We start from the raw sequence: 13,528 nt of genomic DNA on the forward strand, positions 1-13,528 counted from the left end.
AATCCCAATATTTTTAATACTGGTGATTGTTTAGCAATCAGATTGACTTTATGCTCTTAAATTAAATTTAATCTGCTCAAGACAGTTGAGATCAGCTTTTTTCCTTGGCTGTTCCCTGTTTTCGACCTATGCAAGTAGGTTAAGGCATTAAATCTTCTCCAGTAATGATTGAGACAGATGGATTGGTAGAACCCAGACTTAGACAGCAATTCCCAATCAAAAATCTAAAATTTAAAATCCAAAATGTATTACCAGCCTGGTGGAATCTCTGCATCAGGCGGAGTTGGGTCGAGAAAAACACTTTTCGCCAAATCTAAGCATTCTGAGCGATTGTGTTTGTAGTAATCATCCTGCCCAAAATCCAATACTAAATTCGGTACATTCCAAGGCAAAGAACCTTGATACATCAAATCAGAAGAACTATCTAAAGTATGTCCCCCTAAGTGTTCATTCGGAGAACAAGCTAGTAAGCTATCTGAGGGTGTAAACTTCTTCCCGACAAACCCTAGGGTGTGCATAATCTCATGAATCATGACAAATTCCCAATATTTTGGTGTATCTACGCTTGTACCTAAGACATTCTTGTTGCAAGCAGAAGACTTTGGCGGAGTGCCATTCAAATACACCGCAGCTACTTGACCTACCAACTCTGGAGGCCACGCACCTCCGCCGCAAGAATGAGTACTACCGCCACCATAATAGACAGCGTAGATTTTCTGAGGATTGTTGATGTAGCCTCTATCTTTTAATAGCTGTTGGATGTAGTCGCGTACAAATGCCCCCTTTTTTTTGATTTGGGCATCAGTCTCGCTTAAACGTACAAATGTAATATCCAAAGCACCTTCATAAGTATCAAGTCGCAAGCGTTCTTTGCCTGTCTGCCCAACAAACCACTGCTGAAAAGCTGCCACAGAAGTTGCAATTTGACCATTAATATCTAGTTTTTGATCAATACCATCTGATGGCAAAACATACATAGCTTGAATTTGATAGCCAAAGACATCAGGACTGCGATCTACCGTAGCTCGTGGATAACGATAGGTCAAATTCTGGATATTGATGGTTGTTGCAGTCTGCGGAGGCATCACTTGTTTTAGCAACCATTGGTTTTGACTATCGCGGACGACCCAGTGATAAGTATTGTAAGATTTTTGGATGTAGACTTGTCTGGGTTTAATCGTACGGTATTTTACCTCTTGGCATTGTTCATCTAACCAATAAATATCTATAGAACGGTTGCTTTTATTGAAAAAAGTAATCGGGTTGATGATTGTGCCGTTTGTAGAACAGGCTGTGGTTTGTGCATAGATTGGTTGGGAAGAAATTATATAAGTACTAAGTGCTAAACCTAAACCAAGAATAGCAATGCTTAGTGTCTTCAAGATTTTCATGGTGAATTTACAGCTAGTTTTAAGTAAGTGAAGTACACAATTTACTTCTTAGCTCGACTGTATCCATTTTTGCAATATGGTATTAAGGTGACTGTACTTTTATCAGTTTCCTCTATTATCCTGTTCTGTATCAAAATTATAAAAAAGCCGATCAATCACCCAGAAGACTTTGTACAAGAAAGTCTAGTGGGGATGACGGCTCCTTGAAGATTTAATCAAAATATCAGCAAGCTGTAAGTTTTAAACTTGTTCTGGCTCCACAAATTCTGGCAGTTCATTAGGCGCGCCGCAAGCAGATATATTACCAGCAAAATTTATATCAGCCATTAATTCTGGATGTTCTTGCTTGCGTTGACTAATTTGTTCGCGGGTGAGAATCTTGCTTTCATCAAAGCCTAGTTCAATTTCGGTATGTAAGCCTTTGTATTTAACTCGTTTGAGGTTGTAGAAACTCTGATTAAGAGTGGTTTTGACAAACGCTTTCAAGCAACCTAAAAGATACTTGCGCTTAAATGGATCTTTTTCAAACCAGTATTCAAAAGATTTGCGGAGGTAAAATCGCGCATAGTTGCGTAACACACCTTTGAGAACATCTTCTCGTTCCATTGCATCCGGCTTCATGATTGGCGTGACAAAGTTATACTGAGAATAATCTCGAACTTCGACGCGATCGCCTAACTCTTCAAACAACTCGGAAAATGGCCAAGGTGTGAACATATTCCAGTTCACCATGTCTGCTTTCCAATCCAAAGCCATCTGATAAGTTTGCTCAATTGTTTCTGGGGTTTCGTTTTCTAATCCCATAATAAATTGCGCTTCCGCAAGCATACCATTTTGCTTGAGCAATTGAATCGCCCGTTTGTTTTGTTCGATGGTCGTTTCTTTGCGGAACAAATTTAACTTTAGCTGGGCGGCGGCTTCTGTACCTAGGGAAACATGAATTAGTCCTGCTTTGCGGTATAGCGGTAAGTCATATTCATCGCGCAAGATATCTGTCACCCTGGTATTAATTCCCCAATAAACCCCCAAATTCCGTTCTATCAACTCGTTACATAAGGCAATAAATTTGGGTTTGTTGATGGTTGGTTCTTCATCAGCCAAAATAAAAAAGCCAACTTTGTGTTTTTTAACTAAAATTTCAATTTGATCAACAAATTTCTTAGGAGTACCAGAACGATACTTGCGCCAGAATTTCCACTGAGAACAAAAGCGACAAGTAAAAGGACATCCTCTAGCATAGTTAGGAACCGCTACTCGCACGTTGAGTGGCGTATAAATATATTTACTCCAATCTAGCAGGCTCCAATCTGGGCTGAGGGTGTCTAAATCAGCAATGGGGGGATGGGCTGGTGTAGCGATGACTTGCCCATCTTCTACAAAAGCAATACCTAAGATATTGCGGCGATCGCTTTCTACTGTACCATGAGCGATCGCACTCACTAAATTAACTGTAATCTCCTCGCCTTCACCCCGAATAATATAATCTACCCAAGGGGCTTCATGGAGAACTTCATTGTACATATAGGTAGGATGAACCCCACCCATAATTGTTTTCGCGTCGGGACAAACTTCTTTAACTATCTTGAGCGTTGTTTGCGATTGATAAATCATCGGCGTAATTGCCGTTGCTAATACTATATCCGGCTGATGCTTGGCGATCATCTTCGCTAAAGCATCATCCGCAATATGATCTGTCATCGCATCAATAAAGCAAATGTCCGTAAAGCCAGACGCTTTTAACGCCCCACCAACATAAGGAACCCAACTTGGTGGCCAATTTCCGGCAATTTCAGCACCACCTGAATGGTAATTGGGTTGAATCATCATAATCCGCATACACTACCTCCTAATTCTTGCCAGAGGAATCAACAACTCAAAATCTCTACTTTGTTGCTAGTAAATGCAAAATTCTCAAAAAATTTGTGGATAATTTTTTGCCAATATTAAGATGAAATATATACAGCATTTTTGACATGGATGAGGTACATTTTCTAGCCCCTAGTCTCTCTCCCCCTTGAAATATGTACTGCACCAAACTGAGAAACGCTGTATGTAAAAACCCTGATTCAATGTGAATAAAGATTAGCTATCTCTATTTTTTATTTCCTAAAATTATTTACTTTTAATAACTATATAGCTATTGAGTTTGAAAATAAAGCTGATTTTTCAAAACTTAATATTAAGTAATAGAAATAAGTACACTATGTATCTAAGTGTAACTAAGTTTTTATTAAAAATTTATTGTGGTAAGAATTCAGCACACAGAAGTCAGAATTCAGAATTTAAGAGTAATTTAGGATAATGAGGCTATTGTTGCCCTGAAGAATGTGATTAAATTTTCTCCCATTCTGGCTGCTGGATTCTGCGTAAGTCCTATTAATAGCCAAGGTTTAAGGTATTACTCATATACTTAAGTAGCAAATATACAGCATTTGCTACTTAATAACCATAAAAGCGATAACTTCAGTAAATACTCGCAAAAAGATTTTTCTTTAACAATAAAATTACGAGTTAATCTCTTTACTTAAATAATTCATTGCTGCTTGTGCATCAGCAATAGTCAGATCAGGCTGATAATCTTGAGCCAATAGATTTTGATAGCCTGGATGTTCTGCTATTTGAGCAATCAACGCTTGGGCATGATTAAGCAGTTGAGCTAATGTAGGTGTTTTTTCTAGTGATTTTTGTAAATCTTCACCCCGAAAGTGTTTCAAAAAACGGGAGCTTGGATGAGGTAAAACTGAATATCTCCAGCCTGCGCCAACTGTATCGCCCAATAACGAGCCGTGTGGTAAATATTCCAGCCCAATTACTAAACCTTGATTAGTTATTTGACCTAAAGCAAACTTTGGATATGGCCATTCAGTTAAAATATTAATTTGTGATTTCATACCTTTGGCTATCTTGTTATATTCCGAAATGCAATCAATAATGCTGCGTTAAATAATGAGCAAATTAATGCTTAATTCTCATTAATCGCTAATTTTCAGATAGCTTTATGGCATGATTAATACCTGTGATGGGTTGCAATTGCTTTGCAGTGTATTTATATACTAAACTATCCCTAAATAAATCAGTCGATTTTACTAACTTCAGTCTTTATAAATTTGCTTAACAATCGATTGTGTATTTAATTGTAATAATTTCATAGGAAAAGGTATGAGGTTGTATCTCAATTTAAAGCAATTTTATTTGGCTGTAACACTTTAGCTATTAAGAGTTTACCTGAGTTGTCAGATGTGAATATGCAATTTTTAGTGCATAACATATACTTGTATCAGGTAAATTTACTCAGGATAGTAGATATATTAATTTGTACTCAATTTATTTAAATCCTGACTCTATCAGCATTATAAAGCCGAAAAAAGTTTTTTTATGTTGGGGTACTAGTATTTATCAAGATTGAGAGTGGATGGTGATGTACTCAGACCAATTCTCCAACTTAAAGCTACATACACAGCAAGGAGACAGCCACAGGGTCTAGGGGATAGGGGTACTCACAAGTGTAGGTTTTTAACCTAGTGATGAGTAGCGACTCTAAAAAATCACCATTTAATCAGAGTTCCATCCCCCTCACACCCTTAAACCCCTACACCCTAAATCAATGTTTTTGGGGCAGAACGTAAAAACCTTACACCCCACACCCCGCCCCAACGGGGGTTGGGGGATCACAGAGTTTGAACACACGCCCTCGAGGGGAGCGAATTCTATGCAGCTTGATAACAAATTGGTAGAAACCCCCAAATCACCGCTTGCATTAATCCACAGAACCCCAAAACCAGTTACCTACAGCACCGGGTTCTTTTTCAGTGAGGAATTCTCTTTTAGCAGAAACAAACTCTTTTTTAGAGAGGATGCCATCTTGATCAATATCAAGCTTAGAGAAGACAAAAGCTGATTTCTCAGCATCTAGGTTAAACACACTGAAAAAGAGACTATGCTCTTGTTGTGATATGTAACCATCACTGTCTAAATCAACAATATCAAACAAAGTTTCTATTATAGGGTCGTTGTAATCTGGATTTGCAACCGCTGTCTCTACGCTTTGACAAAATTCTTCAGGACTTACCTTGCCATCTCCGTCCACATCCGCTTGAGACCAAAAATTCTCCCAAATATTAAGCCACTTGAACAACAAATCTTTGTGAATATCTGAACCAAGCTCTGCGCTACGAAGTTTGGCAAACCTCTCAGCAAAAATCTCAGCATCTTGTTTTCCAATGAAGCCTGAATTGTCAGCATCCAGACAGTAGAAGTGATGCAGTAACTTTTTTCGATGATATTCGCTTAACAATGCTTTTCCTCTTTGCTTGCTAAACACATCTACACTACCACATCAATACGTAGGGCTTGCGGAAAAAGTCATTTGGTGGTGTTGGGGAATGGGGAACAGACAACCGTTGTGCGTCAGTCCTGTGAGCTTAAAGAGGAAAACGAACTGTAAAGGTACTACCTTTTCCTGGTTGACTTTGAACTTGAATAGTAGCTTTGTGGGCTTGGGCGATGGCATTAGCGATTGCTAAACCTAAACCCGAACCGCCAGAAGAACGAGAGCGATTGCGATCAACGCGATAGAAGCGATCGAAAATTCGCCCTTGATGTTCAAAAGCAATCCCAACCCCTGTATCTTGAACTTTAATTATGGCGAAAAGCTCGCTATCTTCTAAAAAAACAGTGACTTTTCCCCCACTAGGCGTTGCTTGAATTGCATTAATAATTAAATTAGAAATTAAACGATAAAGTTGTTCTTCATTTCCCTGCACATAAACTTTGTTTGCAACTTGTACTTGCTTAGAGAGATTTACATGATGTTCTACTGCTAAAAATGCTAGTTCCTCAATTAAATCACTAATTAAATCATTCAAACAGCAAAGCTGATATTCTCCTGTTAGTTGTTTTTGGTCTATCCTTGTTAATAATAATAAATCTCCAACTAATTGCGATAAGCGATGATTTTGACGTTTGAGTACATCTAAAATTCCATAATTAGATATTGGTTCTTGCTGTAACTTGAGAGCCGCTTCAATCGTAGAGTGCATTGCTGCTAAAGGTGTACGAAACTCATGAGCCGCATCAGCAGTAAATTGTTGCATTTGTGCGTAAGAAGAATATATTGGTTGCATTGCCCTTCCTGCTAACCACCAACTAGACAAGGCAACAAAAATCATCGAAACAGGCAAACCCAAAATCAAAGTTAATCTCAAATAACTAAGATGTTGCTCTAAATCAGTGAGGCTTCGTGCTACTTGTAGATAACCTGAAAGCTGGTTTTGAGTGTACAAAGGTAATGTGATTTGACGGTATCTAGTACCAGAAGCATCTGTAAGTATTTGCCAATAATTTGATTTTGCAGTAATTTGTAAATTATTAGTTTGTGTACCCGCAATGGCAAATAATTTTCCCCTACTATCTAATAAGCGTATATAGTAATTAACAGAGTTAGCTGCCCCTGCAATTGGCTGTTTAATAATCGTTGTTTTAAACAAACACTTTGCTGGAGTTGTGCATATTTCTAAAGAAAGTTCTTTTGCCAGTTGCTGTAAATGTCCTGGTTGTTGCCAAGCAGGTTCAATACTTTGATGGAGTGCTTTTGCAACTGATTGCAATCCCTGATCTATAGTTTCATTGTAAGCATGGGCAACCACACTATAAAGCCCTAAACCAGATAGTCCTAAAATACTACCCATCACAAGGGTATACCAAGCTGCTAGCCGTAACCGTGTCTGGCGAAAAATAGGATTGCGTTCCATATTTCTAACATTTAGCAAAAATCAGCAGCCTGAATATTGAGGCGATAGCCTACACCATAAATAGTTTCGATTAAAGATTCGGTGTCTTCTTCTCCTAATTTACGTCTCAGTAAGCGAATTTGTGCGGCTACTACATTGCTAACTGGCTCTGCACCGATTTCCCAAAGCTGATTAATAATCTGGTCGCGGCTGAGAATTTGGTTGGGATGCCGCATAAAATATTCTAACAACTGAAATTCTTTGACAGTTAACGAAAATACCTGCTTTTCACCGTTACTGTACTGACGAGTCAGTTCATGAGTGCTGTAATTGAGTGTGAGAGAACCTACTTGTAAGCGTCGGGGTTGCTGTTGTGGTGTGAGCATTGCGCCTACGTAAGATGCTCGCCGTTGTAATGCGCGCAATCTTGCTAGCAGTTCTGCCATATCAAAGGGTTTAACTAAATAATCATCTGCGCCACTGTCTAAACCAATAATCTTTTCTTCCATTCTGTCTTTAGCTGTGAGCATCAACACAGGTAAAGTTAACTGGCGATCGCGCAACCATCTACACAATTCTACACCGGAAACGCCAGGTAACATCCAATCAAAAATTGCTAAGGTGTACTCAGTCCAGCCTGTTTCTAGATATTGCCACGCCTGAGTTCCATCTAAAAACCAATCAACTACATAAGCCTCATGACTGAGGACTTGTTTGATAGCTGCACCTAAATCTGCTTCATCTTCAACTAATATTAGCCGCATAATTAACTCAGTGCTAAAAGCCTTCTTGAAATTACGCTGGTCAACAAGTGAAATAACTATAATCTAGACTGTGGTTTTTCCAGCCACAACACGTAAATGCCGTAATTCAGATTCATAATTATGTTTTAACCATAATCACAGTGCAATCACTCTTGCGAGAAATATGCTCTGGGATATTTCCCTGAATTGCCTGTTGTAGTAGACTTTCACGGCTAGCTCCGAGAATAATCACATCACTATTATCTTGTTGAGCGCACTTAAGTACAGCATCAGCAATAGAATGAGCTTGGACAGGAGTTGCGACTACCTTACCCTTGACGCGCCGTTGAAGAAAACGGACAGATTTTTCTAGTAATGTTGTGTCAGCAATTGATTCATTTGACTGAAAAACTTGACACAGATTGATTTGCGGTGATGTGCTTAAAGAAGCAAGGGCAGGTAATAATTTAATTGCTTGCTTAGAGTTAGGGCCACCCGCTATTGGCAGTAACCAACGCTCAAAGACTCTTTTATCATTCAATTTAGCTAAGACAACATGACAAGGAGCCTGGCGAATTACCGTATCGACAACTCGGCTAAAAACTCTCCCAGGAGTTGCTGTAGTCCCTTTCCATCCCATCAGTACCAAGTCTATGTGTCGCTCTTTCACAGTCTCTAAAATTGGGGCAGCTACATTATGGGCTACTCGAATTTGGGTGTGAACAGGAATCCGCCAATCTTCGCCTAAAAGTATTGCTTGCTGCAACAGACAGAGACTTTTAGCTGTTTCTACGGGTGTTTGGGATGGGATGCGGTTAGGTGGAACAAGAATTACTTGTAAGCATTCTATTTCATAGTTGCGTTCTTTGGCGATCGCAGCTGCCATTGTCAATAAAGTTTTAGCTGTCTGTGGATGGGAAAGTGGTACTAGTAATCTACCTTTCCCTGTAGCGGGAGCGTGAGTTTGGTGAATGACATCAGAAGGTGCTGATTTTGGTTCCACCTGTTGTGTATTGCCACTTAGGCGTTCTGCTTCTACGCGGATAATATCACTCCGGGTAATAATTCCAATTAATTTTCTACCTTCTGTCACAGGTAAGCAGCTGAGGTTATACCGATTAAGTAAATGTAACACGTAAGCTAGTGTCGCTGTAGGGCTGACTGTCACTGGCTCTGGTGTCATAATCTCACTAATGACTGTATCTGTAGCTAAGTGTTGCGAGCCAAGATTCACTAAATCTTTTTGCGTGACAATACTCACAACTTTACCCTGATGTAAAACTGGGAAGTTGCGATGATGAGATTGAGAAAATGCCTGTACAGCTTCATCAATACTCATTTGGCTAGATAAGGTTTCCACACGCTGCTGCATCACATCTGCGGCAGTTAGTTGGGCTAAAAGCCCTTCTTTGCTTGGTTCTTTGGTAATGTGAATGCCTTTCCACTCCAATAACAAATCGTAAAGCGACCTGGGGTCAATTTTTTCTGCTACTAAATAGGCAACCACAGAGACAATCATCAGCGGTAACACCAAATTAAAATCTGTGGTCATCTCGAATACAATGATGACTGCGGTAATGGGTACTTTAGAAACAGCACTAAAAAATGCCGCCATACCCACATGAGCGTAGGTTGTTGCCGCACTCATACCTAGCAAACTTTGTTCTGTCGCCCCTACTAAATAACCCAGGGCTGCACCTAATACCAAGGTGGGAACTAATAAACCCCCTGGTGCGCCCGAACCGTAGGTAAAGATAATGAGGGTAAATTGGACTAAAAAAGCGATCGCTGCAAATAGCCAATTAGCACTACCCACAAGTAAAATCTCTCTTAGCCCAGCATTATTACGAAAAGTTATTGGTAATAGCGCAATGACAACGCCAGTAACTAAACCAACAATGCCTAAGCGCCAAGGTAAACTTAGCTTGATGACACGACGGTTAACAGCGAGACTCGCAATCACACCTTGATTAAATAAAATACCTAATAGCCCTGCCAACACTCCTAAAATCAAGTAAAAAGGAATTTCTGGAGCGAAGAATGTTGTATGGGTAACTGCTAAATTCAAATTTAAATCTAAGCTATGACTACCGTAGAGTCGGGAAATTACCGCAGCAATAAAAGAAGCCAAAATTGCCGTACCAAGTGTAATACCTGATACATCTTGTAAAAGTTCTTCCACTACAAATAATACACCTGCGATCGGTGCATTAAAAGCCGCTGCTAATCCGGCTCCGGCTCCAGCCGCTATCAGTTGACGGCGATGTTCTGGGGACGTTGGAACCCAATTACTCAACTGATTTGCCAATGCTGCACCAATTTGCACAGTTGGGCCTTCCCGCCCTAAAGGCATACCCGAACCCAAGACTAAAGTTGCACTAACTAGCTTGACTAAAGCAATTCGCAGATTTAAAGGCATCGGCACACGAGCCAACACTGCTTTAACTTCAGACATCCCACTCCCTGATGCTTCCGGCGCAAAGCGTTCCACCAACCAACCTGCTAAAATTCCGCCTAACAAACCGATAGCAGGTAATACGAAGTAGGCAGGCCACAGGTAAGAAAGATGTACGCGCAATGCTCCAGCCCAGTCTACCGCCTGCCCTAACAGAACTGCTGCTAGCCCAGACACCAACCCAATTACACAAGCTTCAACAAAAGCCAATCGCTTAGGTCGAAGCATTTGACGCAAAAGCCTCAACCAAAGAATTTTGCTCTTGATCAACATATTTTTAGCAACGACTTTTTATAAGTGGCGGTTTTACCGTTCACCTAATTTCTAGCTTTTCGGAAAAAAATGAAATTCTCATGAAATTCTGCTTCTACTTAAGGCAGAAAAGCCCAATAGCAGAAATCATACCAAGTTGCAGTCAAAGATAGTAACCTAGTAGTCTGGCAACCCAATATTGCTGTGTAGACGCCTACTGACCGTTCAGCTAGTAAATGACGTTCATAATGACAATTTACTTTTGACCTTTAACTTGATAAAAAGATGTGTGGCGAGATACGTAGTACGAGAACGAGCGCGTCCTTTTTGAAACCCCTGCTTTTAAATATGGGGTTCCCTACACCCGTTGCGCCACACCCTTTTCATTTTTCACCTCATACGGAAAAGTCATACCAATTCACAATTGGCAATTGTGAATTGTGAATTGTGAATTGGTATAAGGTATTGTAATTTTCAATATTTTATTTAATTATGAAACCTTGGTGAAATTTTTCTACACCTTGAGAAATAATTATTTATTCCTCCAATAGTTGGAGGCAATAGCCACTACAAACCTAGTACAGTAATGCCAGAGTGCAATTACTTTAACTACTTAAAGGATATAGCTATTAAGTCTAACTTAACTTTAAATCATATATAGCAATCTTATTTGATTTACAAAGTAATCAATGAGGCTGATAATCAAGAGTCAGGAGCGAATTTATTTCTATTTCATTGAGTACTGCTATAGAGAATTGCAACAGCAAAGTAATAAAAAGTAGATTTTTTTCAGCATTAGCCATCGCAGGAGATTTTCAGGAAAAACTATGGCCTATTCCCCTTATCTACTCAAAGGTCAAAAAGCACTGGTAACTGGTGCTAGTTCTGGCATTGGTGAAGCTATAGCGCGCAGTTTGGCCTCATCAGGTGCATCTGTAGTTGTTAACTACCATTCAGAAGCAGAAGCAGCCCACAAAATTGTTAATGATATTCAGGCTGCAAACGGTGAAGCTATTGCTATTCAAGCTGATGTCAGTAAAGAAGAAGAAGTGAAAGCAATGTTTAGCAAAACACTTCAGCACTTTGGAACTATTGACATTTTAGTGAATAATGCAGGTTTGCAGAAAGATTCGCCTTTTGTAGACATGACTCTCGAACAATGGAATGCAGTAATTGGTATAAATCTTACAGGTCAATTTTTATGTGCTAGAGAAGCCGCAAAAGAATTTTTACGTCGGGGTGTACAGCCACAAATTTCATCTGCTGCCGGAAAAATTATTTGTATTAGTTCAGTGCATGAGGTAATTCCTTGGTCTGGTCATGTTAATTATGCGGCTAGTAAAGGCGGTATTAATATGATGATGCGAAGTATTGCTCAAGAACTTGCACCGCACAAAATTCGCGTTAATAGTATTGCGCCTGGTGCAATTAAAACCCCAATTAATCAATCAGCTTGGGATACTCCACAAGCAGAAGCAAAATTATTACAACTGATTCCAGCTAAACGAGTCGGTGAAGTAGAAGATATTGGCAAAGTAGCAGTTTGGTTGGCTTCTGATGACTCTGATTATGTGAATGGTGCAACCCTATTTGTTGATGGTGGTATGACTTTGTATCCAGGTTTTACTGCGAACGGTTAGAAAATAAATCTCATAAATCCTCATATCTGCACAACAAAAGCAACACTATATCGAACAGTGGAAGCGATCGCACGACAACATCAAACCATTAGAAAATGTCTCTTGTGATGAGGGAAAATTATATCACACCAGCATTAGTTTGTTATTAGCCCACGAAGATAAAACCTATCCTGGCGCTTTAATTGCATCTATGGCTATCCCTTGGGGCGAAGCGAAAGACGACCAAGACCAAGGCGGATACCATCTTGTTTGGACGCGGGACATGGTAAGTAGTGTAGCAGGTTTAGTCGCGGCTGGAGAAACAGATACAGCAGTGCGATCGCTCATTTATCTAGCTACCAGTCAACAAGAAGATGGCGGATTTGCCCAAAACTTTTGGGTTGATGGTGAACCCTACTGGAAAGGGATGCAGCTTGATGAAATAGCCTTTCCCATTCTTTTAGCATGGCTATTACATCAAGAAAAAGTACCACTAAACTTTGATATTTATCCGATGATTTTACGGGCGGCTGGTTATTTAATTCGTCACGGCCCAGCCACCCAACAAGAACGCTGGGAAGAAAATAGTGGTTATTCACCATCAACATTAGCAGCCAATATTGCGGCTTTAATCTGCGCTGCCCAATTTGTCCGACGAACTGGTGATGAAGCAACAGCACAATTTATTGAAGAATACGCCGATTTTTTAGAATCACACATTGAAGACTGGACAGTAACTACCGAAGGCACTTTAGTTCCTGGCATCAAACAACACTACATTCGGATTACCCCTACAGATATCAATCATCCTCAACCAAACGAAAATCCTAATCAAGGAACTGTTGTAATTGCAAATCAGCCAGCAGGACAACCAAGAGAATTTCCGGCAAAAGAAATTGTTGATGGCGGATTTTTACAACTAGTGCGCTATGGAATTCGTCAACCCAATGACCCAATTATTGTAGATTCTGTCAAAGTAATTGATGCCGTCTTAAAAGTAGATACACCCGTTGGCCCTTGTTGGCATCGTTACAATCACGACGGTTACGGACAGCAAGAAAACGGAGACCCTTATACTGGTTGGGGTAAAGGGCGGGCTTGGCCTCTTTTGACAGGAGAACGAGGACATTATGAATTAGCTATTGGCGGTGATGTCAAAACATATATCAAAGCAATGGAAGGATTTGCTTCTCATACTTGTTTGTTACCAGAACAAGTTTGGGATGAAGTAGATAAACCTGATGTGCATTTGTACTTAGGCAAACCAACAGGTTCCGCAATGCCTTTAATGTGGGCGCACGCCGAGTAAGTAAGTCGGTGTAAATAATTATTGTTGGAA

Annotated in this window: 9 protein-coding genes; 2 read left to right on the top strand and 7 right to left on the bottom strand. The window is 39.9% G+C overall.

What is annotated here, in order from left to right; all coding sequences use genetic code 11:
- Positions 1–248 precede the first annotated feature (248 nt).
- The 7 genes from H6G69_RS27345 to H6G69_RS27375 form a co-directional block, all read right to left on the bottom strand.
- Positions 249–1,391, bottom strand: coding sequence for a hypothetical protein (locus H6G69_RS27345; protein ID WP_190692269.1), 1,143 nt, complete (start codon positions 1,389–1,391; stop codon positions 249–251).
- Between the two features lie 240 nt (positions 1,392–1,631).
- Positions 1,632–3,227: a magnesium-protoporphyrin IX monomethyl ester anaerobic oxidative cyclase gene (bchE, locus tag H6G69_RS27350; RefSeq protein WP_190692270.1), complete on the bottom strand. Its 1,596-nt coding sequence runs from the start codon at positions 3,225–3,227 to the stop codon at positions 1,632–1,634.
- Between the two features lie 668 nt (positions 3,228–3,895).
- Complete coding sequence (locus H6G69_RS27355; protein WP_190692271.1) at positions 3,896–4,282, bottom strand: hypothetical protein; 387 nt, start codon at positions 4,280–4,282, stop codon at positions 3,896–3,898.
- An 866-nt stretch (positions 4,283–5,148) separates the two neighbouring features.
- A complete protein-coding gene (locus H6G69_RS27360) occupies positions 5,149–5,712 on the bottom strand; it encodes an EF-hand domain-containing protein (protein WP_190692272.1) in 564 nt (187 codons plus the stop codon).
- A gap of 100 nt (positions 5,713–5,812) precedes the next feature.
- Complete coding sequence (rppB, locus tag H6G69_RS27365; RefSeq protein WP_190692273.1) at positions 5,813–7,141, bottom strand: two-component system sensor histidine kinase RppB; 1,329 nt, start codon at positions 7,139–7,141, stop codon at positions 5,813–5,815.
- 11 nt (positions 7,142–7,152) lie between these two features.
- Complete coding sequence (gene rppA, locus H6G69_RS27370; RefSeq protein ID WP_190692274.1) at positions 7,153–7,884, bottom strand: two-component system response regulator RppA; 732 nt, start codon at positions 7,882–7,884, stop codon at positions 7,153–7,155.
- 118 nt (positions 7,885–8,002) lie between these two features.
- The gene (locus H6G69_RS27375; RefSeq protein ID WP_190692275.1) at positions 8,003–10,591 is read right to left on the bottom strand and encodes a chloride channel protein; all 2,589 of its coding nucleotides are present in this window, start codon (positions 10,589–10,591) and stop codon (positions 8,003–8,005) included.
- A gap of 806 nt (positions 10,592–11,397) precedes the next feature.
- Here H6G69_RS27375 and H6G69_RS27380 point away from each other — a divergent pair.
- Together H6G69_RS27380 and H6G69_RS27385 are read left to right on the top strand one after the other, a co-directional pair.
- Positions 11,398–12,210, top strand: coding sequence for an SDR family oxidoreductase (locus H6G69_RS27380; RefSeq protein ID WP_190692276.1), 813 nt, complete (start codon positions 11,398–11,400; stop codon positions 12,208–12,210).
- 79 nt (positions 12,211–12,289) lie between these two features.
- On the top strand, positions 12,290–13,498 hold the full coding sequence (locus H6G69_RS27385) for a glycoside hydrolase family 15 protein (protein ID WP_313952214.1): 1,209 nt from the start codon (positions 12,290–12,292) through the stop codon (positions 13,496–13,498).
- Positions 13,499–13,528: the final 30 nt, after the last annotated feature.

This window comes from Nostoc sp. FACHB-110 (assembly GCF_014697425.1).
GTDB lineage: Bacteria > Cyanobacteriota > Cyanobacteriia > Cyanobacteriales > Nostocaceae > Nostoc_B.